This is a genomic window from Shewanella decolorationis S12, from assembly GCF_000485795.1.
Lineage (GTDB): Bacteria > Pseudomonadota > Gammaproteobacteria > Enterobacterales > Shewanellaceae > Shewanella > Shewanella decolorationis.
In genome coordinates this window covers 1-22327 of the sequence record NZ_AXZL01000049.1, presented here as the reverse complement: position 1 = coordinate 22327, position 22327 = coordinate 1, and the positions used below count along the sequence as shown (strand labels likewise).

The following is a 22327-nucleotide window of genomic DNA, read 5'->3' as shown; positions in this document are numbered from 1 at the left end:
GGGAATGCTTACTCGACTGAGGCATTTCCCTGTCAATTGGTATCTATTCTGATGTAAATCATATCACTAGACGAATGGTCTAATTTGCTTTATGCTACTTCACCATGAAAATTGAAACCCAATCTACACGCCAGCATATTCTTGACGTCGGTTACTCACTGATCGTTAAACAAGGCTTTTCGTGCCTAGGCTTAGCCCAATTACTCAAGGCAGCCCAAGTACCAAAAGGCTCGTTTTATCATTATTTTAAGTCCAAAGAACAATTCGGCGAGGCCTTGTTAGCAGGGTACTTTGAACAATATCAAGCAGAGCTTGATAACTTGTTTGCCAACTCGCAACTCTCAGGCTTTGAGCGCCAAATGCAGTACTGGCAAAAATGGTTGCACGTGCAGCAGGACGGTTGTGTTGATCAAAAATGCCTAGTCGTTAAGCTAAGTGCTGAGGTGGCGGATCTCTCTGAGGCCATGCGCCTTGTGCTTTTACAGGGGTCAGCAGGGATCATTGAACGCCTAACCCAGTGCATTCAAGCGGGGATTGCCGATAACTCCATCTGCAACCAAGACGCTCAAGCAACGGCAGAGTTGCTGTATCACATGTGGCTCGGTGCCAGTCTGATGAATAAGCTCGGCCACAGTCACACGGCCTTAGAGCGTGCACTAGCTACGACGAAAGTTATTTTAACGACCAAGTCAGTAAGTTAATACCACTGTCATTAGCGCTCGATTACTACACAAGACTTTGATTAACAAAAGATATTGCCTATCGGCATGATTACTTTCTAATTTCACCCAAAACTAGACGACTGGTCTACTAAAATCATTTTCCAACCATAGGACAAATAGCAGTATGTTCAATTTCACCTACTACAACCCAACCCGAATCCACTTTGGTAAAAACACCATAGCTGAAATCGACACCTTAGTGCCTAGCAATGCCAGAGTCATGGTGTTATTTGGCGGCAGCAGCGCCAGACGAACTGGCACCTTAGCCGAAGTAAAACAAGCGCTTGGAAATCGTTTCGTGGTCGAGTTTGAAGGAATCGAGCCTAACCCAACCTACGAAACCCTGATGCAGGCTGTCGAGCAAGTTCGTGAATTAAATATCGACTTTTTACTCGCGGTCGGCGGTGGTTCAGTGATCGATGGAACCAAGTTTGTTGCTGCGGCAGCGGTATTTGAAGGCGAGCCTTGGGATATCCTCACCAGCTGGGGCACAAATTTGACTCAAGCCATGCCATTTGGCTCGGTGTTAACCTTGCCTGCGACGGGTTCAGAGATGAACAACGCCAGCGTGGTGACTCGTAAATCATTGAAAGCTAAGCTGCCGTTCCGTAACGACTTGGTTTATCCGCAATTCTCAATCCTCGACCCTACTAAGACCTTCACCCTGCCAGAAAGACAAGTGGCGAACGGCGTGGTCGATGCCTTTGTGCATATCACGGAGCAGTACCTCACCTATCCGGTTAATGCCGCGGTGCAGGACAGATTCGCCGAAGGCTTGCTGCAAATTTTGATTGAACTAGGGCCACAGGCACTCACACAGCCCGAAGATTACGATATTCGCGCCAACTTGATGTGGGTTGCGACCATGGCACTCAATGGCACGATTGCGACGGGTGTACCTCACGACTGGGCAACACATATGATCGGCCATGAACTCACAGCCTTGTATGATATTGATCATGCCCGCACCTTAGCCATTGTATTACCAGCATTATTGCGCTGCACTAAAGCTGCGAAACGTGAAAAGCTGCTGCAGTTTGCAGACAGAGTGTGGCATATCAACACCGGCTCTGAAGACGAACGTATTGAGGCCGCGATTGCGAAAACCCAAGACTTTTTCGAAACTATGGGCATTGCAACCCATTTATCTGCCTACGATTTAGGGAAAGAAGCCGTCGATGCCGTCGTCACTCAGCTTGAGCAGCATGGCATGGTTGCCCTAGGCGAACATGGCAATATCGATCCTGCCATGAGCCGCGATATTTTAACCTTGGCGCTCTAAGCTTTAGTCGCCGCCGTCAACGCACCATAGTGGTGCGTTGACGCTCCCCCAAAAGAGGCACACCTAAACAGCAAAGCTGCTCTCGCTTTCATCCACCACATATTTGTCGCCAGAGCCGTGCTCACCACAGGTTTGGAGGAATAAAATCAAGCCCGCGATTATTCCTACGCCACACCTTAAGCGAGCTGAATAAACACCATGATTTTTGATGAAAAAACGACTAATCTTGTAGAACTTCATCTCCAAGGCAAAAGGACTTTCGCATGCGTGCATTCACCCTCATCAGCTTATTGCTGCTCAGTCTGTTCGCGCAGGCAACGGTCTACAAATGGGTCGATAAGGATGGCAGAGTCCATTACTCAGATGAGCCACACCCCAATGCCGAGGTTGTTGAGTTAAAAGAGAAAACTCTCAATCAAATTGCACTGCCCCCCGTAAAAAATGACACGAATGACTCGCAAGTGATCCAACAAATCCAGTATCAAGTCGTCATCACTTCCCCTACAGAAGAGGAAACCGTAAGAGACAATAACGGAGACTTTCAAGTCATCGCTACTGTCACCCCAGAGGTCAAAAGCAAGTATTTGATGGCGTTAAAACTCGACGGACAAACGATAGGTAAGCCTCAAATGGGCGGCATCTTCCAACTTAAGAACATCGACCGTGGTGAACACACTATTGTTGTCGATGCCATGACTCAAAACGGCAAAGTCTTTGCATCTAGCTCTCCACGAAAGATATTTCTTCATCAAGCGGCGATGAATCCAGTCCCGAAGAAGCAACCAAAATCAAATTAAACTATTTAATAACAATTGATTAGGTCGTTTTTGTTCAATCTAGCCGTTTGATGAAGTCGAGTTGCAGCCTGCACCAAATCGGTGCAACATAATGGTGCAACCCTATTTTCAGGAACGGTAGATGGATAAAGAGACTCTGCTTAATCATTTAGTCACCGCGGTACTTGTCATCGATAAGGATCTTAAGCCTTGTTATGCCAACGCCGCCGCAGAGCAACTGTTAGGTGTCGGCAGCCATAGGTTAGTCGAGCAAGCCCTGCCGGAGCATTATCAAGCACTTGGCGTTGAAGCGCAGATCCTGAGCGATGCGGTGAAAGCAGGCCAAGGTCTTACGGTCAATACCGCCACCTTAGTGACCTTAGATGCCCAACATCATACCGTCGATCTAACGCTGATCCCGCTCGAAGATGAAGCGCAACTGAGCCTACTTGAACTGAGACAGGTCGACCAACAACGCCGGATCCACCAGCAACTCAGCCAAGATGCCCAGCAACAGGCGGCGCAATTCCTTGTTCGTAACTTAGCCCACGAGATCAAAAATCCCTTGGGCGGCCTGCGTGGCGCGGCACAATTGCTCTCGCGGGAATTAGACGATCCAGCACAAAAGGAATTTACCAATCTTATCATTGAGCAGGCCGACCGTCTGCGCAGCCTAGTGGATAGATTGCTCGGCCCGCAGCGACCGACCCAACATAGCCTGCACAACATTCACCAAGTGGTGCAGAAGGTCTATAAACTGGTGGAAATGGCCCTGCCCGCCAATATTCAGCTAAAGCGTGACTATGATCCCTCGATCCCCGATATCGAGATGGATCCCGACCAAATGCAACAAGCCGTGCTGAATATTTTGCAGAATGCGGTGCAAGCCCTTGAGCATACAGGTGGCGAAATCCTAATCCGCACCCGCACGCAACATCAGGTCACTATCGGTTCGCAGCGCCACAAGCTAGTGCTGACCCTGTCCATTATCGACAATGGCCCAGGCATACCACCAGAGCTGATGGACACGCTGTTTTATCCCATGGTCACCAGTCGTGAGCAAGGTTCGGGACTGGGCCTATCGATTGCCCATAACATTGCCAGATTACACTCGGGCAGAATCGATTGTGTATCCAGCCCTGGGCATACCGAATTTATCATTTCGTTACCGATTTTAAGCGCTAAATAATCAAGACAAACCAATACATACCGTATGAGGAAGCAAAATGCGAATGAGTGAACAAGTGTGGATCCTCGACGATGACAGTTCGATACGTTGGGTGCTCGAAAAGGCGCTCCAAGGCGCAAAACTCAGCACCGCTAGCTTTGCCGCGGCCGAATCACTCTGGCAAGCATTAGAGATTTCCCAGCCACGGGTCATAGTCTCAGATATTCGTATGCCGGGCACCGATGGTTTAACCCTGTTAGAAAGGCTGCAAATCCACTACCCGCATATTCCAGTCATCATCATGACTGCGCATTCGGATTTAGACAGTGCTGTCAGCGCCTATCAGGCGGGAGCGTTTGAGTATTTACCCAAGCCCTTCGATATTGATGAGGCGATTTCCCTTGTCGAGCGCGCCCTGACCCATGCGACCGAGCAAAGCCCCACGCCAGCTGCACAGGATGCTCAAGTAAAAACCCCCGAAATCATCGGTGAAGCGCCCGCGATGCAGGAGGTATTTCGCGCCATCGGCCGGTTATCACGCTCCTCAATCAGCGTGCTGATCAACGGCCAATCGGGTACGGGTAAAGAGCTAGTTGCTGGCGCATTACACAAACACAGCCCACGTAAAGACAAACCCTTTATCGCCTTAAATATGGCGGCAATTCCTAAAGATCTAATCGAATCTGAACTCTTCGGCCATGAAAAAGGCGCCTTCACCGGCGCGGCCAACGTGCGACAAGGACGCTTTGAGCAAGCTAACGGCGGCACCCTGTTTTTAGACGAAATCGGCGATATGCCGCTGGACGTGCAAACCCGCCTACTGCGAGTGCTCGCCGATGGGCAATTTTATCGCGTTGGCGGCCATAGCGCTGTCCAAGTCGATGTGCGGATTATTGCCGCAACTCACCAAGATCTGGAGCAACTTGTGCTCAAAGGCGGCTTTAGGGAAGACCTATTCCATCGGCTCAATGTGATTCGTATTCACTTGCCGCCATTGTCACAACGCCGTGAGGATATTCCCCAACTGGCGACCCACTTTCTAGCCTCCGCCGCGAAGGAGATTGGTGTCGAGGCAAAAATCCTCACCAAAGAGACCGCCGCTAAGCTATCGCAACTGCCTTGGCCTGGGAACGTGAGACAACTCGAGAATACCTGTCGCTGGCTCACTGTCATGGCCTCAGGGCAAGAAATTCTGCCCCAGGATTTACCGCCAGAGCTACTTAAAGAGCCCGCCAGCATTAATCCTATGGCAAAAGGCAGCCAAGATTGGCAATCGGCACTCACAGAGTGGATTGACCAAAAACTGTCTGAGGGAAATAGCGATTTATTAACCGAAGTTCAGCCAGCCTTTGAACGTATTTTGCTGGAAACAGCATTACGCCATACCCAAGGGCATAAACAAGAAGCGGCAAAACGTTTAGGTTGGGGAAGAAATACCTTAACGCGAAAACTCAAAGAATTGTCTATGGATTAACCATCCATTTAAAAGCAAAAAAGGGATATTACTATCCCTTTTTTATTATCTAGACTCAGTCTAAATAATTAGAACTGGTAATGCACACCAATTGCTAATTGCTTAATATCAGTGTCGATATTTTTCACATTTAGATAATTGTGGTCAGCATCTAAATCACCTGTAGTGACATCATAGCTCAAGCGAACATTTAAATGCTCAGTCACTGCGGCATTAACACCAACACCATAGGTCCAGCCAAAACCAGTAAAGTCTTCATCGAAGCCTAGAGCTTCAACTTTCACAGCCATAGATGCAACACCTACTTTGGCATAGGCAGAGAACATATCATTGATTTGCATGGTGAACTTAGGTGTGAACGAGAAAGCACCAGCAGAAATATCAACATCCTTATCACCTAAATCGCCAGTCGCAAATAAATTGGCTTCTAAACCAAACCACTCGTTGAAGTTGTATCCACCATATACCCCTAAACCTGTACCTGATTCAGAGTCATCAAAAGCGTCTACCGTTACACGGTTTAGTGCGCCACCTACATAAAAACCAGTAGTATCAGCCGCTGAAGCTTGGCCCACGACTAAAGCAGATAATAAAGATGCCGCAACTAAAGATAGTTTTTTCATTATATTTCCCTAACGAGTTAACTTGAGTCTTTAAACGCTGCGGATATTACAACAAACAAATAATAAGGGTTACAGTTTATAAAGACTAAATACATTTTATACAGGAACGATTCAGCTTTAATTCAACCCTATAACAAATGCGACAAACTTATATGCTAAGTTAAACACGCTATTTTAAATACTAAGCATTAACTTACTGCTCGCAATAAATTCATAATAATGAAATAACACCAACGAATAAGGGAACGACGTTTTCGCTCATCGAGACATTCAATAATCACAACCCTCCCCGATTGCCCACACGTCACATGGCTGCGCCACATCAACAAGGGCCAAATATGCAGTCGGTAGTCCCGCTGTGCAATATTAAATGGAATCGTTCTCGGCCAATAATATAAAGGTTGGCGCAGGATAAGCTCGCTCCAAACGCCCATAGGAGGATTGACTAAATGCGGTTCAGGGAGTTTTGAACCTGACCCCGCGCTCGTGGCGGGGGCATGTTCGGCTATTAACTCAAAGCGGGTCGATAATCGATGATAACGGCAAATCAGCCGAGTATTGTCACCTAAAGTGTGAGCCTGTTGTTGCATCCATGACATAACCATTCCTTTGGCTTATATGGCAAACTCAATTGACCACAGTAATTACCTCGTTGGACCGTCCACCTGCACAGGATCTTGGTGAATAATCACCTCGGCATCTTCAAAGGCGGCCTTCACCCTGAGTCCCGTCGTATCGGCAATACTGTGGGCTTCGTTCAGGCTCAGGTTACCATCCAACTCCAAATGGAATTGAATAAAGATAGTCTTACCCGCTTGGCGCGTGCGTAAATCATGCATCCCTAAAACCCTTGGATCTTCCTTGGCAATTTGTTTGATTCGCTGGCGTGTATCTTCATCCAACTCCCGGTCGAGCAGAGCTTGAATCGAGCGATAACCCAAATCAAAGGCCTGCTGACCTATATAACAAGCGATCAGCACAGCAAACAGCCCATCTGCCCACCACCAACCATACTGGGAAAAGACCAGCGCTAATAATACCGCGCCATTGAGGAATAAGTCCGACTTATAGTGCAAGGAATCGGCTTCGACCACAGTGCTATTGGTTACTGCAAGCGCCCGCTTTTGCAACATCACTAAGGCTAAGGTCAATGCAATTGAGACCACAGAAACTACCACCCCTAAAGTGGCATTTTCTACGGCAGAAGGATTCAACAAACGTTCACCACCATAAAACAACAACAAAAAGGCTGAGCCCATAATAAAAGCAGATTGCGCTAGTGAAGCTAATGGCTCCGCTTTACCGTGGCCGTATCTGTGATCATGGTCAGCGGGGACTATGGCGTAACGAATGGCAATAAAGTTGACGATTGAGGCGAGCGCGTCGGCAAAGGAGTCCGTTAAGGATGCCAGCATACTGGCCGAGCCAGAATACAACCAAGCTAACAGTTTGATTATAATAAGGGTCAAAGCGGTGGCCACGGAAGCGCGACTCACCAGTTTGACCCAAAAATCGTATTGGGAAGTCTGAGTCATAGGGGTCTATATCGGGAAGCTATGACCCTATTGTATATCAGCTTACAAGCTTAACCGCGAGGTTCTTTACCAGCTTGTGCTTCAAATCGCGCTTTAAACTTAGCTTGCTGTTCGGGTGTCAACAGATTGTAGATTTGATTTTGCATCTTCATCCGTTCAATCGCTTGGGCTTGACGTTTTTCCTGTTGTGCACTCATTAATGCCTTAGCTTGCGCCTCATCGAAGGTCGCGGAGGTGATCAATGCCTGCATTTCAGCACGATGCGCTAAACGCTCCTCCTTAGTTGGTTTGTCGTCGCTACGAGCTGCACGTTGCTCAGCAAACAGCTTTTTGATATCAGCCTTTTGTGCATCGGTTAAATCCAAGCCTTCAAACATTCTGTGCATACCGTCATGGCCCATACGCTCACCGTGTTTATGGAACTCACCACGAGGATGGTCACAACCTTGGCCAGGCTCGGCATTAACAGTGGTCGCGAATACCGCAGTGCTTGCTAGGATGGCAAATACACCAGCTTTTAAAGGAGATAATGTTTTCATCATGTTAACCTCAATAGTGTAAAGACAAGATACAGTGACGACCCTTTTAAAAGCCGAATCACTTTCGACGATTACAGTCTAAAGCGTCATATGTAAGTGAGGGCGTGACCTGAGTAAATCAGTGTAAAGTTGCGACAAGAACTAACAAATTCCCTATTCTTTACTTTGGCTTACATTGCTACACAGCAATTGACATCAAAAGAGGTATACTCAGGCAAAATACTAAAAGAGCCTGCGGTTTAGCGCACGACTCTTACACCAGTTCACCCAGATTAAGGAACACTATGAGTCGGATATTATTAATCGATGATGACCTTGGTTTATCAGAACTCCTCGGACAATTACTCGAACTCGAAGGGTTTAAGCTCACGCTGGCCTATGATGGCAAGCAAGGCCTAGAACTTGCCCTTGCAGGGGATTACGATCTGATCTTACTCGATGTGATGTTACCTAAATTAAACGGTTTTGAAGTGCTACGCGCCCTGCGCCAACACAAGCAAACTCCAGTGCTGATGCTCACCGCCAGAGGTGATGAAATTGACCGTGTGGTAGGGCTTGAGATCGGTGCCGATGACTATTTACCGAAACCCTTCAATGACAGGGAGCTTATCGCTCGGATTCGCGCCATCATTCGCCGCTCACACTTAACCGCCCAAGAAATTCACGCCACCCCGGCGCAGGAGTTTGGTGATTTACGCTTAGATCCCTCACGCCAAGAAGCCTACTGCAATGAGCAACTGATTATTCTGACGGGAACCGAGTTTACACTGCTACACACGCTAGCGCTGCATGCGGGTGAATTGATGAATAAAGAAGAGCTTAACGAGATAGTGCTCGGCAAAAAACTCATGCCCTTCGACCGCAGCCTAGATATGCACCTCTCGAATCTACGCAAAAAACTCCCCGAGCGTAGCGATGGCAGACCTAGGGTGAAAACCATCCGTGGCAAAGGTTATATCTGGCTACCATAACGGCGGAAACAACTGTGCCTAATCGCTTATTTATCAAGTTACTACTCGGATTTTGGATCTGTAGCTCGCTGATTATCGCTTTGGTCGGCCTGCTGCCATTGCTGCAGCAAAATCATGACCGCGCCCCAATTCCGCCGCATCTGCAAAAAGTGCTGGCAAGCATAGCGCAGCGTATTCAAGACAATCCCGAGCTAGTCACATCTGATTTTCTGCGCCGTTGGGAAAGACGTGGCGATATGGAAGGCAAACCCCTTAGGCTCTATCTTGCCAACAGCCAAGGCCAAGTGATTAACACCAATCGAGTCAGCCGTGGTGTGCGTAGTTTTATGCTAATGGCTGATGAAGAAAAGCAGCCAATTAGTCATCAATTTAAAGATGAATTGGTCTTCGGCCCGCACCAATTTACCCTCCAAGGCGAAACCTACTATCTCTATGGTCGCTTGCCGGATATTCACCCTCGTCCCTGGTTCTTCTTCTTTATCGAAAACAAGCTGCTCACCCTAAGCCTAGCCATAGTGCTCTCGGGATTACTGTGCGCCATTCTCGCTTGGCATTTAGGTAAACCATTAAACTCGCTCAAGAAAAGTGCCGATGCCCTCGCCGAAGGTGATCTCAGCAATCGCGTCGATAAGGCGACCACTCAACGGAACGATGAAATTGGCCAGCTCGCCACCGCCTTTAATAGCATGGCGGACTCGATTGAGGCCATGGTCAAGAATCAGCAACGTTTGATGGGGGATATTTCCCACGAATTGCGCACTCCACTGACCCGCCTACAATTATCACTGGCACTGGCCCGCAAGAAAGGTCAACAGACTACGGAAACCGACCGTATCGCCTACGAGGCCGAGCAACTAGAGAAATTGATCGCAGAGCTCTTGGAGTTGTCGCGGGTCAAACTCAGCACCAATGAGACCAAGGTGTGCCTCGGATTAGCCGAGTCCCTCAGTCAAGTGTTGGATGACGCCGAGTTTGAAGCCGATCAACAGGGTAAGAAGATCACTATCGATATCGATGAAGCCATCGAACTCAGCCATTATCCGAAATCCCTGTCCCGTGCGATAGAAAACCTGCTGCGCAATGCGATTCGTTATGCCCAGAGCGATATTCATCTGCGTGCGAGCCAAGCCAACGGCCAAGTACAGATCACCATTAAAGACGATGGTCCGGGGATTGATCCTGCGGAGCTTGAGGCGATTTTCAAACCCTTCTATCGCCCCGATTCGGCAAGACAGCGGGAAAGCGGCGGCTGGGGCCTAGGACTCGCCATTACTGAAGCCGCCATTAGCGCCCACAAAGGTAAAATCAGAGCTGAGAATCGCCAGCCCCACGGCCTCGAAGTCAATATCAGTTTACCGACCTAAAAACATAAGCCCCGCTAACTCAGTTTGCGGGGCTTATATCATCAACAGTCAACTGCCGTTAATCCTTAATCCCTAGCTGTTTTAACTTGCGATACAAGGCATTACGGCTAATCCCCAAACGCTTAGCGCATTGGCTCACATTGCCCTCGCAGGCGCGGTAAGCCTGCAACACATTCAGATTAATGGTTCCGTGGAGCGAGTCGATGGTGACGGAGCTCGGCTCAGCCAGTTCGTGCGGATGTGCCGTTGCTTCTGCTTCGACAACCTCAGTTAAGGTCTGCGACTCACACGCCAAGTTCATTAGCTTTTGAGCAAGGTAATCGGGGAGATGATTGATCTCGAGTACAGCTTCACCTTCGGCCATCAAACAAGCCACCTGCATTAGGTTATCCAGCTCCCTTAGGTTGCCGGGCCAATCGTAACGCATCAGTTGCGCCAACAACTCAGTACACAAGGTTTGCGCGCTGCTGCGGTGACGGCGGTGCAATTTATGGATGATGCGCTCAATATCCTGCCGTTCACGCAGCGCAGGCAAGCGCACTTGCAATCCATTCAGGCGATAAAACAAATCCTGACGGAACAGCCCCTGCGCCACCAGCGACTCTAAATCCATATGGGTCGCGGCGATGATCTGAATATCGACCTTAAAGCTTTGATTACTACCGACGGGAACGACCTCGCGCTCCTGCAATACCCGGAGTAAACGACTCTGCGCCGCCAGTGGCATCTCGCCAATTTCATCGAGGAACAAAAAGCCGCCGTGTGCCTGGCGGATCTTTCCGATAAAACCAGTTCGATTGGCGCCAGTAAAGGCCCCCGCCTGATAACCAAATAACTCAGACTCAACCAACTCAGCGGGTAGGGCTGCACAGTTTACTGCAACTATGGGCTGCGCGCGGCGAGCACTCTGGGCGTGGAGCTTTTTCACAAATTGCTCCTTACCGACACCCGTTTCGCCAAGCACAAGTAGGGGGATCTGCTTAGTGATCACCTTATTCGCCTGCTGCCAGGCCCGCTCAAGTAACGGGTCGCGAAACCTGACACCCAATTGGTTCAAGGGTTTATTTTGAAGGGTTCTGGTACTTTTCGTCTGCGTCAGTGCTAACGCTTGCGTCTGCATATGCAGCGCCGAATCGGGGTGAAACCCACCCGCTCGCGCCCAATTGTCGCCGAGATGTTGCTCTAAACTGTCACCCAGCTTGGCTTGGCTCAGCAATTGTTTAGCCATGGGATTACAACCCACAATCCGCCCGTCACTGCTAGCGATAACTATGCCTTGCCAACCGGAATTTAATAGACTCGGCTGTGCCGCGAAATCGATTCGATAATGACTATCGGGCAGATGACACAGCAGCGCCGTTTCGACCTGCTGCGCCAGACTCGACACAAGCATTAAGGTTTGCTGCGAATGCCGTTGCTGCTCACTGGTAATATCAAGCACTCCGAGCATCTCACCTTGGGGCGAAAAAATCGGGCAAGCGGTGCAACTCATAAAACGGTTTTGGCGGATAAAATGCTGCTCGCCGACCACTGACACCGCCTGCTTGGCCGTGAGCGCCGTGCCTATTGCATTGGTGCCCTTATACTTTTCTAGCCAGTTGACCCCAATATCGAGCGCCACATCCGCCAGCTTGCTGGAATAGCGGCTCACCCCCCAATGTTTCAGCACATAACCGTCGGCATCGGAGAGCAATAATCGACTATTAGAGTGCGCCATCAGTTGATTAAATAGCGGCAAGGCATGGGATTGTACTAATTCGATGAGCTGCTGATATTGTTCATGTTTATGTTTGAGCTCCGAACGCGTGAGCCTAAGATCCTCACCGGCACGAAACTCTGACAAGCCAGCACCTAAGCTACGCTGCCATGAATCGGTTAACCATGCCTGCGTGGTTGGAAAATGCGGTTTTACTGTCATAGCCAAGCTCCCCGAGCACTGTTCCATTTCGGCACACCCACAGTGTGTCGTTGGATGACAAAATGACCACAGGGCACCTTTCCTTCCGTGAGTGCCCCTATTGTTTGGGACCTGCAAAATTAGCTTTTCATCATACTGTTAGCTCAACAAGTGTACAACTCCTGCCAGTTTGGCACTGTCCTTGCGATGTTTGTTTGTACGCAGTGCTCAAGTGTTGCGTAAGAGAACACCAACTTAATCAATAGCTTTGTCAGTCAACTCGATTGGCAATGGATAAAAATAACAACAGTGCTTAAACCCATTTCAACAAGACCCATTGCTGAGACGCTGCACATTTAGCGTATTCGGCAGCCACAGAAGGAAAACACTATGATTTATGCTCAACCCGGAACCGCTGGTGCCATCGTTAACTTTAAAGAAAAATACGCCAACTTTATCGGTGGCAAATGGGTTGCCCCAGTCAACGGCGAATACTTCGATAATCGTTCCCCCGTCAATGGTCAAAACTTCTGTAAAATTCCCCGCTCCGACTACCGCGATATCGAACTGGCGCTCGATGCTGCCCACGCCGCTAAGGATGCCTGGGGCAAAACCTCGGTCACCGAGCGTGCGAATTTACTGCTGCGTATCGCCGATCGCGTTGAGCAAAATCTCGAATACTTAGCCGTTGCCGAAACCTGGGAAAACGGTAAAGCAGTGCGCGAAACCCTCAACGCCGACTTGCCTCTGTTTGTCGACCACTTCCGTTACTTTGCAGGCTGCATTCGTGCACAGGAAGGTAGCGCCGCCGATATCGATGGCAACACCGTCAGCTATCACTTCCCAGAGCCATTGGGTGTCGTCGGGCAAATCATTCCGTGGAACTTCCCGCTGTTGATGGCGGCATGGAAAATCGCCCCTGCACTCGCCGCGGGCAACTGCGTAGTACTCAAACCCGCCGAGCAAACGCCCGTATCTATCCTTGTGCTGCTCGAGCTGATTGAAGATCTACTACCGCCAGGCATCCTTAACGTCGTCAACGGTTTTGGCGCCGAAGCGGGCCAAGCCCTCGCCACCAGCAAACGCATCGCTAAACTGGCCTTTACTGGTTCCACCGAAGTGGGTTACCACATCTTAAAATGTGCCGCCGAATCGCTGATCCCATCAACCGTCGAACTTGGCGGCAAGTCGCCTAACCTGTATTTCGCCGATGTGATGGACCACGAAGACGAGTATTTAGATAAGGCCGTCGAAGGCATGTTGCTGGCCTTCTTCAACCAAGGTGAAGTCTGTACTTGCCCATCAAGGGTATTAATCCAAGAGTCGATTTACGATCGCTTTATCGAAAAAGTTCTCGCCCGGGCGCAAACCATCAAGCAGGGCAACCCGCTGGATACCACCACCCAAGTGGGCGCACAAGCCTCCCAAGAACAGTTCGATAAGATCTTAAGCTATCTCGCGATTGGTAAAGATGAAGGCGCGCAGGTGCTCTTAGGCGGCTCGCTCTGCCAACTCGAAGGCGAACAAAGTAAAGGCTATTACATCAGCCCAACGATCATGAAAGGCCATAATAAGATGCGGATTTTCCAAGAGGAAATCTTCGGCCCGGTTATTTCGGTCACCACCTTCAAGGATGAAGCCGAAGCCTTGGCAATTGCCAACGATACCGAATACGGCCTTGGTGCGGGTGTATGGACTCGGGATATGAACCGTGCCCAGCGTCTAGGTCGAGGTATTCAAGCGGGTCGCGTTTGGATTAACTGCTACCACGCCTATCCTGCCCACGCGGCCTTTGGCGGTTATAAAAAGTCGGGCATCGGCCGTGAAACCCACAAGATGATGCTCAATCACTATCAAAACACCAAAAACCTATTGGTGAGTTACGATATCAATCCGCTCGGGTTCTTCTAACCAAACGGAAACTTTGCCTTGCTCACAAGAAAGGGCCATGGGCCCTTTCTCTATTTTTATCGCATTGAACTATAAGAACATACCGCCAGAAGCCTCGATACGCTGGGCGTTTATCCACGCCGCGGCGGGTGACAACAAGACACTGATTGCGCCGCCAATATCCTCGGGTAACCCCACCCGCCCCAAAGCCGTTTGCTGCGCTAAAAACTCATTCATTTGTGGATTATCCCGCACGGCACCACCACCAAAGTCCGTTTCTATCGCACCGGGAGCCAGCACATTGACGCGGATCCCGCGTGGACCAAGCTCCTTCGCCCAGTATTTGGTCATGGTTTCGACCGCGCCTTTCATGGTGGCGTAGGCGCCAAACCCCGGGACAGCAAAGCGCGTTAACCCCGTAGAGACATTGATAATACTGCCGTTATCGGCAAGCAGAGGCAGCAACGCCTGAGTTAAAAAGAAAGGTCCTTTGACATGGATATTCATCAGAGTATCAAACTGCTCCACACTGGTTTCAGCCATAGGCACATGGATACCAATCCCAGCATTATTAACGAGATAGTCAAAACTATCCCGCTGCCAAGTCTGTTCGAGTGCGGCTTTTACGCGCAGCGAAAAATCACTAAAGGACTGGCTATCACCCACATCTAACGGTAAAGCGACGGCCTTGCGTCCATGCCATTCAATTTCCGCTACCACCTCGGCGGCCGCAGCGGTATTACTTTGGTAAGTTAGAATAATATCAACACCTTGGGCGGCTAAGGTCAGGGCCGCATTTTTACCTAAACCACGGCTTGCACCTGTGATCAGCGCGATGGGAGTTGTGTTCATTGTGTATCCTCTTCATTCATCTATGTTAATGCCGCCGCACAGCATGGCGATCCCACAGCACACAGCTTATTACTTGCACAAAGAGGGATAAACACACTATAAATGGCAAGACTGTTAGCCAATAGAGAACAATTGCGATGCAAGATAGACTACAAGCCATGCAAATTTTTATGCGGGTGGCTGAATTAGAGAGTTTTACTCAAGCCAGTATCAGCCTTGGTCTGTCGAAAACCCATGTGTCGAATGTAGTGGCTCAGTTCGAAACCGCACTAGGGGCACGCTTACTGCAACGCACCACCCGCACGGTGCGCCTCACTCAAGACGGTATAAGTTGTTATGAGCGCTGCAAAAACTTGCTCACCGACTATCAAGAATTAGAAAGCCTCTTCCAACTGCAGGCGGCGCAAGTTTCCGGTCGCTTAAGAGTCGATATGTCCACAGGGATTGCGCGAAACTTAGTGCTTCCCCATCTTCCTGCCTTTATTGAACAATATCCCCAAATTGAGTTGGAGCTAAGCAGCACCGACCGTAAAGTCGATATCGTCGCCGAAGGTTTTGACTGCGTGATCCGCGTTGGCAGCGTGCTGCAAGAAGGCGTTATCGCCAAAAAGATTGGCCACTTTAAGATGCTTAACTGCGTTAGCCCAAGCTACATCGCAAAATACGGCAAACCATCGAGTTTAGAAGAGCTTAGCCAAGGGCATAAGCTTATCCACTACGTTGGCCAGTTAGGCGGCAGCGATTCAGGATTTGAGTATCTGAGCCAAGATAATCACGAACTATGCGCCCTAGCCTTACCTAAGCTAATCACAGTCAATAATGCCGATGCCTACAGCGCGGCCTGTCTCGCAGGATTAGGGATTATTCAAGCGCCGAATATTGGGGTGGCTAAATATCTCCAAACTGGCGAACTGATTGAGATCTTGCCAGATTACCCTGCGCCCTCAATGCCAGTGAGCTTGCTCTATCCCCATAGACGCCATCTTTCGAAACGCCTTCAGGTATTTATGGCTTGGTTAACCGAGCTGCTAACGCCTTTTTTAGTATCGCGTTAACGGCCAGTCTCGATATTCGCTAACCGCTGCGACAGTTCCGCCATCGAGCTTGCCGTGCGGGGATCGCACTCAGGCTTGGCTATTGGGTTAAATTCGAGACGTGGCCCGCCGAACCTACCTAGACGGCTTGGCAGAATATGCAAATCCCAAACTAGCTGATCGTAGTAATGCAGCCGCAGGCCATTATCCGAAACTGGCCAATGGGCATAGAGTAAAAACGAATGATAGCTCTGCGAGAGGGAACGACTCGCCACTAATTTAAAATTTGCATCGAGCAGGCTGCACTCGGTCGACTCTTCAAAGGGGCAATCGTAGGAGGTCAGCAGTAAATAGCCTTGGGCGCCATTGGGTAAGGTGCAGCAGTACTGGGCTTCAAGCTGCCTTCCTGCGATGTTGACCCCAGCAACTTGCTGATTGAAATATAAAGGCTGAGTGAGCGCCTCGGTATCGGACACTCGCAGTGTGAAGGCAGTTATCGGCTGCATGCGGTATCCTCCCAGTGCCTTGAAATCGCTAATTTCGCTTCCAATACAAGCCCATCAAAATTAGGTATCCGACAAAATACGCTAGCAAGTCGAGTGGATCGAAATGGCTACCAATCACGATTCGCGCTAAACGATTGCCGCCCAGTCCCAGTTTGTCCACTAAGCCCCAATACTGGCCAAATTCAATAGCGAAGGCAAACAGCAGCACAGCCAGCGCCAACCATGGCGTGTGCCAAAACCGATTGATTGACTCCCCTTTTGCATTCACCACGGGCACCAGCGTGCGCGCCATGCAAAACAACAGGATCACCACTAACACGTCACCGACAAAACCGCGAATAAACCCCGGAGGCGCAAAACGCGCGATCAACACTTCGATGATAAACAGCAACACCGCATAAATTAAAAAAGATTTTCGATCGGGCCGACGGCTAAAAAGATGGACTGGCATAAACGGTTAATCCCTTACCTCTCGAAGATGAAGCGGCAAAATCTAGCTGAATACCAATAGCTTAACAAGCTTAGTTCGATGGATTTCTCACTTATTTACCCAGTTCACTCATCAGAACTCCAGGCAAGTTCACTCCGCAAAATTTAAGCGCCGTTTAAGTTTGGCTTTAGTAGCCTGCAAGCACACCACCTTAGGAGCAACAGATCATGTCCTCAAATATGCAGCAAAACATCAAAGTCTGGGATCCCTTGATCCGTATCTTTCACTGGTCATTGGTGGGCTTTTTTACCTTAGCCTACCTCACCGAAGGTGAAGACGAATGGATGAATATCCACAGTTACGCTGGCTACAGCATCTTAACCCTACTGGTATTTCGCCTGTTATGGGGTGTGATTGGCACTCACCATGCGCGTTTTATCAACTTTGTCACCCGTCCGAGCATCGCATGGGCTTACCTGAAAGAACTCTTCACGGGCAAGGCTAAGGATTATATCGGCCACAATCCCGCAGGCGCACTCATGATAGTCGCCCTGATCCTCAGCATAGGGTTCACTGGCTTCTCCGGCATGGCACTTTATGCCACCGATGGCCAAGGTCCTCTGGCCACAAGCTTTTTCGCCACTTGGCCCGAGGGCGCCCTGAAGGAAGTACATGAGTTTTTCGCCAACTTTAGCCTGTTTCTTATCGTCATCCATGTCGGCGGCGTGATCGTCAGCAGCCTGCTGCATAAGGAAAACCTCGTTAGAGCCATGCTGACCGGTAAAAAGCAGCGCCCACTGATCTAACAAGATGAACATCAATAACCGTCGAAATCGACCGTTCAAAGGAGTTAGACATGAACAACAACCTGAATAAAAGCCTGATGGGATTGGCACTAACAGCGGTATTGCTCAGCAGTGTTAATGCCAGTGCCGCCAATACCAAGGTCGCCAGCTTGCCACTCAGCGCCGAGCGAATCGGCTTACAACTGCAACAATATCAAGCACAAGGCGCAGGCCCCTTTAGCGCCGCGGCTGGACAAGCACTGTGGCTACAGCAGAGTGAGAATCGCAGCTGTGCCAGCTGCCACACAGCCAAAGTGACAGACCCAGGCATGCATCAAAACACCCGAAAGCCCATCGAGGCCATGGCGCCGTCACTCACCAGTAACCGTTTAACCGATGCAGCCAAGATTGAGAAATGGTTTACCCGCAACTGTAACTGGACCTTTAAACGCGAGTGCACGCCTCAAGAGAAAGGCGACGTACTGCTGTGGCTCAGTTTGCAATAACGGCGTTATTCACATTCATTTTAATCAGTAAAACCTAAGGAAATATCATGACTAAACAAGCCCATCCCCTAAGCTGGATTGTAGGTTCCACACTCACCGCCCTCGCCCTTGCGATAGGCGCCGTAGGTCTCAGCTTGACCTTTACCAGTACAGGTTATGCCGACGATGGTCGAGAGCTGAATCAAGCTATCCCACAAAATGCAGAATACTCGGCAGAATGCGGTAGTTGCCATATGGCGTATCCCGCAAATTTACTGCCCGCCGAAAAATGGCAGGCAATTACCAGCAACCTAAGCAATCACTTTGGTGATGATGCCAGCCTAGCGCCTGAAGCAGCGGCTAGAATTGAGCAATATCTCGTTCAACATGCTGCGCAAAATGGTAAGGTGATGAAAAATAGCAAACCTTTGATTGCTGGCATGGGGCCGCAAAAAATTACCGAGCAAGCATTTTTTATCCGTAAGCACGATGAGCTCCCAAGACGCATGGTGCAAGATAACCCCAAAGTCGGCTCATTCAGCCAATGCAGCAATTGCCATAACCTCGCAGAGAAGGGCATATTCGATGAAGATACCGTTAATATTCCTGGCTTTGGTCGCTGGGATGATTAACAGCCCAAGCTGTCTAGCCCATGATGAAGACCTCTCCAACAAAGTGGTCGAATGGGTGAAGGAGGGTAAAGTATTACCCTTTGACACCATAATGCAACGCTATGAGTCGCGCCTTAAGGGGCGCTTGCTCGACCTCGAGGTCGAGCAAAAGCACGGGCGCATCATCTATGAACTCGAAATCCTGCGCGACGATGGCATTGTCTATGAGATTAAGATTGATGCCAAAACGGGTGAATGGCTTAAGGAAAAGGTCGACTGATGCGCTTACTCTTGATTGAAGATGATGCCGACTTAGTGGCTCGGCTCATTCCCGCCCTTAACAAGGCGGGCTACACGGTTGAACATGCCAATAACGGTATCGATGGCGCTTTTCTTGGTGAGGAAGAAGCCTTCGAAGCGGTGATCCTCGATTTAGGCTTGCCCGGTAAGCCGGGCTTAAGCGTACTGAGCCAATGGCGCCAAAAGGGCCTGCTGATGCCAGTGTTAATTCTTACGGCTCGCGATGCTTGGCACGAACGCGTCGATGGCCTTAAGGCAGGCGCCGACGATTATCTCGGTAAACCTTTCCATGTTGAGGAGCTGCTCGCCAGATTAGAAGCGCTGATCCGCCGCCACTTTGGCCGTGCCGACAACCTGCTGCAACATGCGGGCGTCTCCCTCGATGTGGATAAACAAGCGGTGACCAATGCCGAAGGGGACGTTATCGAGCTGACTAAGATTGAGTACCGCCTGCTGCATTATTTAATGGCCAACCCGACTAAGATTGTGTCCAAATCCGAGTTGAGTGAGCGCATTTACGAAGAGGAACAAATCAAAGACAGCAATGTGATTGAAGTGTACGTCAACCGACTCCGCCAACGCCTAGGCAAAGACTATATCGAAACGCGACGCGGCCAAGGTTATCGACTCAAGGATGCCTAAGCGTGTATTCACTCAAAGCCTACCTCACCCGCAATCTGCTTATCACCCTCACCTGCGCCATGGCGCTATTGTTGTATTTACTGTTTCAAGGCATTCAAATCTTAACCCAAGACTTTGTTGCCTCGCGCCTGCAACACGATGCCGATAGCCTGATCTCCGCCCTAGAGCCGCAAGCCGATGGCACTTGGACACTGAGTGCCGACAGGCTTCCCAATGTGTATCACAGGGTCAATTCGGGCCACTACTTTGCGATTAACATCGGTGAACAGTTATTACGCTCGCGCTCGCTGTTTGACCATGCAGTCTCACTCCCCAATCTTAAAGTTGGCGAGCAACAACAAGCCACTCAATACGTAGGCCAGGAGCACTGGCTGATGTTCAGCCAGACCATAGTCAAGAATGGGCAAACCATTACCCTGTGGGTGACGGAAGACATAAGCTCGCTCGAGCAAACCCAATTACGCTTTCTAGGCTTTGCGGCGGTAGTGGTACTGCTGACCATTATGATCCTGCTATTTGCCCAGCATCTGTTGCTCAAACGGGGCTTTAAACCGCTAGAGCAAATGCCAGATGCCATCAGGCAACTGCGGCTCCAAGGGCAAGAAATCGATACCCAGCACACGCCAACAGAAATTAGCCCCTTGATTGAGGAAATCGAACGCCTCATGAATCAACTTGGGCAGAGGGTGCAACGTTCACGCAATGCCTTGGGTAATCTTGCCCACGAAATGAAACGTCCTCTGCAAGGGCTTCAATCATACCTCGAGAGCCTAGCGCCTGATCAAAGACGCGAAGGCAGTAAGGTGCTCGCGGATCTGCACCATATCATTGAGCGAGAGCTTAAACGCACTAAAATCGTTGGGCTTTCAACGCCTGGGCGTTTTACCGTGCTCAATGACGATCTGCCGCCACTTATCCAAGTGATGCAACGCATCTATCCTGAGCGTCAAATTGATAGTCAGTTTGATAAAACACTGGTCATGCCCTTCGACCGGGACGACTTGCTGGAACTGCTTGGCAATCTGCTCGATAACGCCTGCAAGCATGCACATCGACAGATACAGCTTTGTATTAAGCAGACGAATACCAGCAATCAAGCGTATCAAATAGATGTCAGCGACGATGGCGAAGGTGTATCGGATAGCGATTTAGCTGTGATTACGGAGCGAGGGATTCGGCTCGATGAGAGCATTCAAGGCCATGGTTTAGGCCTGTCGATTTGCAAAGATATTGTCGAGAGTTATCAGGGGGAACTTAGCTTTACGCATTCAGTACTTGGCGGGCTAAAGGTGAGCGTGATATTGCCTCTGCCGCATTAAGCGCACAGCAAAGCTAATGCTCTGCTGTGCGATGGGCTTTACGACTTGTAAGGCATAGGGCCAAGATAATCTTTCTTACCCACATCCACACCGTTGTGGCGCAGAATCGCATAGGCCGTCGTCACATGGAAATATAAGTTCGGGATGGCATGCTCAATCGCAAACTCATACCCCGTCAAATACTTACCTTCCCAACGCGGTTGAGAAACATGGATAGTCGCCGCATCGGCAAAATCTGCCTCAGTAAATTGAGCTAAGTACTCGATAACAGAAGCAATACGTGCTTGCAGCTCAGGTAGCGTCGTTTCAGTATCATCATGCTTAGGCACAGTTTCTAAATTACCCGTCAGACGCGCGACCCCAATCTTAGCGGTATCACAGGCGATCTGGATCTGACGGATCAGATTAAATTGATCGGGGGCTAAGCGGGAATTCAATAACACCGCCATATCCACCTTCTTCAAGTTGGCAAAAACCTCACCCTTCTCCAGAATAAGACTCAAATTTTTCAGCATCTTGCTAAATTGAACAGCTGTTAAATCATAAAGCATGACATAAACTCCTGTGATAAACGCCACCAGATTGCAGCACTTCCGATTATCTTGGGGCAAAAGGGGCTACTTCAACAAGGCGAGATAAAGATTTATTTCACTATTCGCTAAAACATCAACGCTAATGGATATCAAACTGAGCTGGTGAGTAAATTTATTCAATGCATAAACGAAAAAAGCCTCATCTTTCGATGAGGCTTATCTCTTGTGTTGGCGGAGCGGACGGGACTCGAACCCGCGACCCCCGGCGTGACAGGCCGGTATTCTAACCAACTGAACTACCGCTCCAACTCTGTCTGGTCATTGACCAAATTAGGCGCTTGGCGATGACCTACTCTCACATGGGGAGACCCCACACTACCATCGGCGCGATTGCGTTTCACTTCTGAGTTCGGGATGGGATCAGGTGGGACCACAATGCTATTGTCACCAAGCAAATTTGTTATTCACTACCCGTCTTATTGTCGCAGGCAGTAAATTAAATTCGGAAAGCTGGTTTGAGTTACACTTCTTAAGTGTTCATATTCAAGCTAAGTGCTTGTAAAACCCATCTGGGTTGTATGGTTAAGCC

The 22327-nt window shown here is 49.5% G+C and carries 24 protein-coding genes, 1 tRNA gene and 1 rRNA gene; 15 read left to right on the top strand and 11 right to left on the bottom strand.

Annotated features, from left to right (window positions below; all coding sequences use genetic code 11):
- The first annotated feature begins 104 nt into the window (after positions 1–104).
- The 5 genes from SHD_RS04020 to glnG all read left to right on the top strand — a co-directional run bounded on the left by SHD_RS04020 (position 105) and on the right by glnG (position 5422).
- Complete coding sequence (locus tag SHD_RS04020; protein WP_023265960.1) at positions 105–701, top strand: TetR/AcrR family transcriptional regulator; 597 nt, start codon at positions 105–107, stop codon at positions 699–701.
- Positions 702–846: 145 nt separating this feature from the next.
- Positions 847–2004 carry an iron-containing alcohol dehydrogenase gene (locus SHD_RS04015; RefSeq protein WP_023265959.1) on the top strand — a complete coding sequence of 386 codons (1158 nt, stop codon included), beginning with the start codon at positions 847–849 and terminating at the stop codon, positions 2002–2004.
- A gap of 263 nt (positions 2005–2267) precedes the next feature.
- Positions 2268–2801, top strand: a complete 534-nt coding sequence (locus SHD_RS04005; protein WP_023265957.1) for a DUF4124 domain-containing protein — start codon at positions 2268–2270, stop codon at positions 2799–2801.
- A 121-nt stretch (positions 2802–2922) separates the two neighbouring features.
- Positions 2923–3969, top strand: coding sequence for a nitrogen regulation protein NR(II) (gene glnL, locus SHD_RS04000; protein WP_011715498.1), 1047 nt, complete (start codon positions 2923–2925; stop codon positions 3967–3969).
- Between the two features lie 37 nt (positions 3970–4006).
- Positions 4007–5422 (top strand): nitrogen regulation protein NR(I), encoded by a 1416-nt coding sequence (glnG, locus tag SHD_RS03995; RefSeq protein ID WP_039977478.1) that lies wholly within the window; start codon positions 4007–4009, stop codon positions 5420–5422.
- A 68-nt stretch (positions 5423–5490) separates the two neighbouring features.
- Here the strand turns inward: glnG and SHD_RS03990 are convergent, their stop codons facing one another.
- From SHD_RS03990 to SHD_RS03975, 4 genes are all read right to left on the bottom strand, one after another.
- Entirely contained in the window at positions 5491–6045 is a 555-nt protein-coding gene (locus tag SHD_RS03990) for a porin family protein (RefSeq protein WP_023265955.1), read from the bottom strand.
- A gap of 188 nt (positions 6046–6233) precedes the next feature.
- On the bottom strand, positions 6234–6644 hold the full coding sequence (locus SHD_RS03985; RefSeq protein ID WP_039977477.1) for a hypothetical protein: 411 nt from the start codon (positions 6642–6644) through the stop codon (positions 6234–6236).
- A 45-nt stretch (positions 6645–6689) separates the two neighbouring features.
- Complete coding sequence (gene fieF / locus SHD_RS03980) at positions 6690–7580, bottom strand: cation efflux pump FieF (protein ID WP_023265953.1); 891 nt, start codon at positions 7578–7580, stop codon at positions 6690–6692.
- A gap of 50 nt (positions 7581–7630) precedes the next feature.
- Entirely contained in the window at positions 7631–8119 is a 489-nt protein-coding gene (locus SHD_RS03975) for a Spy/CpxP family protein refolding chaperone (RefSeq protein WP_052030959.1), read from the bottom strand.
- A 284-nt stretch (positions 8120–8403) separates the two neighbouring features.
- Between SHD_RS03975 and SHD_RS03970 the strand changes: the two genes are divergently transcribed.
- Positions 8404–9090 (top strand): response regulator, encoded by a 687-nt coding sequence (locus SHD_RS03970; RefSeq protein ID WP_011621060.1) that lies wholly within the window; start codon positions 8404–8406, stop codon positions 9088–9090.
- A 14-nt stretch (positions 9091–9104) separates the two neighbouring features.
- Complete coding sequence (locus tag SHD_RS03965; protein WP_023265951.1) at positions 9105–10454, top strand: ATP-binding protein; 1350 nt, start codon at positions 9105–9107, stop codon at positions 10452–10454.
- A 58-nt stretch (positions 10455–10512) separates the two neighbouring features.
- Here the strand turns inward: SHD_RS03965 and SHD_RS03960 are convergent, their stop codons facing one another.
- A complete protein-coding gene (locus SHD_RS03960; protein ID WP_023265950.1) occupies positions 10513–12372 on the bottom strand; it encodes a sigma-54-dependent Fis family transcriptional regulator in 1860 nt (619 codons plus the stop codon).
- Positions 12373–12741: 369 nt separating this feature from the next.
- Here SHD_RS03960 and exaC point away from each other — a divergent pair, with 369 nt between their 5' ends.
- Positions 12742–14262: an acetaldehyde dehydrogenase ExaC gene (gene exaC, locus SHD_RS03955; protein WP_023265949.1), complete on the top strand. Its 1521-nt coding sequence runs from the start codon at positions 12742–12744 to the stop codon at positions 14260–14262.
- 69 nt (positions 14263–14331) lie between these two features.
- Here the strand turns inward: exaC and SHD_RS03950 are convergent, their stop codons facing one another.
- The gene (locus SHD_RS03950) at positions 14332–15093 is read right to left on the bottom strand and encodes an SDR family NAD(P)-dependent oxidoreductase (protein ID WP_023265948.1); all 762 of its coding nucleotides are present in this window, start codon (positions 15091–15093) and stop codon (positions 14332–14334) included.
- Between the two features lie 137 nt (positions 15094–15230).
- On the opposite strand from SHD_RS03950, the gene SHD_RS03945 reads away from it, so the two are divergent.
- Positions 15231–16148, top strand: coding sequence for a LysR family transcriptional regulator (locus SHD_RS03945; RefSeq protein WP_023265947.1), 918 nt, complete (start codon positions 15231–15233; stop codon positions 16146–16148).
- Here SHD_RS03945 and SHD_RS03940 read toward each other — a convergent pair.
- Together SHD_RS03940 and SHD_RS03935 are read right to left on the bottom strand one after the other, a co-directional pair.
- A complete protein-coding gene (locus tag SHD_RS03940) occupies positions 16145–16633 on the bottom strand; it encodes a hypothetical protein (RefSeq protein WP_023265946.1) in 489 nt (162 codons plus the stop codon). The two genes, SHD_RS03945 and SHD_RS03940, sit on opposite strands and share 4 nt — an antisense overlap.
- Positions 16634–16661: 28 nt before the next feature.
- Positions 16662–17084 (bottom strand): ribosomal maturation YjgA family protein, encoded by a 423-nt coding sequence (locus SHD_RS03935; RefSeq protein ID WP_023265945.1) that lies wholly within the window; start codon positions 17082–17084, stop codon positions 16662–16664.
- A 206-nt stretch (positions 17085–17290) separates the two neighbouring features.
- Between SHD_RS03935 and SHD_RS03930 the strand changes: the two genes are divergently transcribed.
- From SHD_RS03930 to SHD_RS03905, 6 genes are read left to right on the top strand one after another with little or no spacing between them, the layout of a single operon-like run.
- Positions 17291–17869: a cytochrome b/b6 domain-containing protein gene (locus SHD_RS03930; RefSeq protein ID WP_039977475.1), complete on the top strand. Its 579-nt coding sequence runs from the start codon at positions 17291–17293 to the stop codon at positions 17867–17869.
- A 50-nt stretch (positions 17870–17919) separates the two neighbouring features.
- Positions 17920–18354, top strand: a complete 435-nt coding sequence (locus SHD_RS03925) for a DUF1924 domain-containing protein (RefSeq protein WP_023265943.1) — start codon at positions 17920–17922, stop codon at positions 18352–18354.
- A gap of 47 nt (positions 18355–18401) precedes the next feature.
- Positions 18402–18965: a diheme cytochrome c gene (locus tag SHD_RS03920; RefSeq protein WP_023265942.1), complete on the top strand. Its 564-nt coding sequence runs from the start codon at positions 18402–18404 to the stop codon at positions 18963–18965.
- The gene (locus SHD_RS03915) at positions 18958–19224 is read left to right on the top strand and encodes a PepSY domain-containing protein (RefSeq protein WP_011715482.1); all 267 of its coding nucleotides are present in this window, start codon (positions 18958–18960) and stop codon (positions 19222–19224) included. The genes SHD_RS03920 and SHD_RS03915 overlap by 8 nt, the downstream gene beginning before the upstream one ends.
- On the top strand, positions 19224–19886 hold the full coding sequence (locus SHD_RS03910) for a winged helix-turn-helix domain-containing protein (RefSeq protein ID WP_023265941.1): 663 nt from the start codon (positions 19224–19226) through the stop codon (positions 19884–19886). Before SHD_RS03915 ends, SHD_RS03910 begins: the two co-directional genes overlap by 1 nt.
- Positions 19887–19888: 2 nt before the next feature.
- Positions 19889–21205, top strand: a complete 1317-nt coding sequence (locus SHD_RS03905) for a sensor histidine kinase (protein ID WP_023265940.1) — start codon at positions 19889–19891, stop codon at positions 21203–21205.
- 38 nt (positions 21206–21243) lie between these two features.
- Here SHD_RS03905 and SHD_RS03900 read toward each other — a convergent pair whose 3' ends face one another.
- The 3 genes from SHD_RS03900 to rrf form a co-directional block, all read right to left on the bottom strand.
- Entirely contained in the window at positions 21244–21756 is a 513-nt protein-coding gene (locus SHD_RS03900; RefSeq protein WP_039977473.1) for a DUF1993 domain-containing protein, read from the bottom strand.
- 211 nt (positions 21757–21967) lie between these two features.
- Positions 21968–22044, bottom strand: a tRNA-Asp gene (locus SHD_RS03895).
- 30 nt (positions 22045–22074) lie between these two features.
- Positions 22075–22190: ribosomal RNA gene (rrf, locus tag SHD_RS03890) — 5S ribosomal RNA — on the bottom strand.
- Between the last annotated feature and the right edge of the window lie 137 nt (positions 22191–22327).

What these genes read in the sequence shown, in the direction of transcription:
- SHD_RS04020 (WP_023265960.1), top strand. Translation starts at nt 105, where the DNA reads ATGAAAATTGAAACCCAATCTACACGCCAGCATATTCTTGACGTCGGT.
- SHD_RS04015 (WP_023265959.1), top strand. Translation starts at nt 847, where the DNA reads ATGTTCAATTTCACCTACTACAACCCAACCCGAATCCACTTTGGTAAA.
- SHD_RS04005 (WP_023265957.1), top strand. Translation starts at nt 2,268, where the DNA reads ATGCGTGCATTCACCCTCATCAGCTTATTGCTGCTCAGTCTGTTCGCG.
- glnL (WP_011715498.1), top strand. Translation starts at nt 2,923, where the DNA reads ATGGATAAAGAGACTCTGCTTAATCATTTAGTCACCGCGGTACTTGTC.
- glnG (WP_039977478.1), top strand. Translation starts at nt 4,007, where the DNA reads ATGCGAATGAGTGAACAAGTGTGGATCCTCGACGATGACAGTTCGATA.
- SHD_RS03990 (WP_023265955.1), bottom strand. Translation starts at nt 6,045, where the DNA reads ATGAAAAAACTATCTTTAGTTGCGGCATCTTTATTATCTGCTTTAGTC.
- SHD_RS03985 (WP_039977477.1), bottom strand. Translation starts at nt 6,644, where the DNA reads ATGTCATGGATGCAACAACAGGCTCACACTTTAGGTGACAATACTCGG.
- fieF (WP_023265953.1), bottom strand. Translation starts at nt 7,580, where the DNA reads ATGACTCAGACTTCCCAATACGATTTTTGGGTCAAACTGGTGAGTCGC.
- SHD_RS03975 (WP_052030959.1), bottom strand. Translation starts at nt 8,119, where the DNA reads ATGAAAACATTATCTCCTTTAAAAGCTGGTGTATTTGCCATCCTAGCA.
- SHD_RS03970 (WP_011621060.1), top strand. Translation starts at nt 8,404, where the DNA reads ATGAGTCGGATATTATTAATCGATGATGACCTTGGTTTATCAGAACTC.
- SHD_RS03960 (WP_023265950.1), bottom strand. Translation starts at nt 12,372, where the DNA reads ATGACAGTAAAACCGCATTTTCCAACCACGCAGGCATGGTTAACCGAT.
- exaC (WP_023265949.1), top strand. Translation starts at nt 12,742, where the DNA reads ATGATTTATGCTCAACCCGGAACCGCTGGTGCCATCGTTAACTTTAAA.
- SHD_RS03950 (WP_023265948.1), bottom strand. Translation starts at nt 15,093, where the DNA reads ATGAACACAACTCCCATCGCGCTGATCACAGGTGCAAGCCGTGGTTTA.
- SHD_RS03945 (WP_023265947.1), top strand. Translation starts at nt 15,231, where the DNA reads ATGCAAGATAGACTACAAGCCATGCAAATTTTTATGCGGGTGGCTGAA.
- SHD_RS03940 (WP_023265946.1), bottom strand. Translation starts at nt 16,633, where the DNA reads ATGCAGCCGATAACTGCCTTCACACTGCGAGTGTCCGATACCGAGGCG.
- SHD_RS03935 (WP_023265945.1), bottom strand. Translation starts at nt 17,084, where the DNA reads ATGCCAGTCCATCTTTTTAGCCGTCGGCCCGATCGAAAATCTTTTTTA.
- SHD_RS03930 (WP_039977475.1), top strand. Translation starts at nt 17,291, where the DNA reads ATGTCCTCAAATATGCAGCAAAACATCAAAGTCTGGGATCCCTTGATC.
- SHD_RS03925 (WP_023265943.1), top strand. Translation starts at nt 17,920, where the DNA reads ATGAACAACAACCTGAATAAAAGCCTGATGGGATTGGCACTAACAGCG.
- SHD_RS03920 (WP_023265942.1), top strand. Translation starts at nt 18,402, where the DNA reads ATGACTAAACAAGCCCATCCCCTAAGCTGGATTGTAGGTTCCACACTC.
- SHD_RS03915 (WP_011715482.1), top strand. Translation starts at nt 18,958, where the DNA reads ATGATTAACAGCCCAAGCTGTCTAGCCCATGATGAAGACCTCTCCAAC.
- SHD_RS03910 (WP_023265941.1), top strand. Translation starts at nt 19,224, where the DNA reads ATGCGCTTACTCTTGATTGAAGATGATGCCGACTTAGTGGCTCGGCTC.
- SHD_RS03900 (WP_039977473.1), bottom strand. Translation starts at nt 21,756, where the DNA reads ATGCTTTATGATTTAACAGCTGTTCAATTTAGCAAGATGCTGAAAAAT.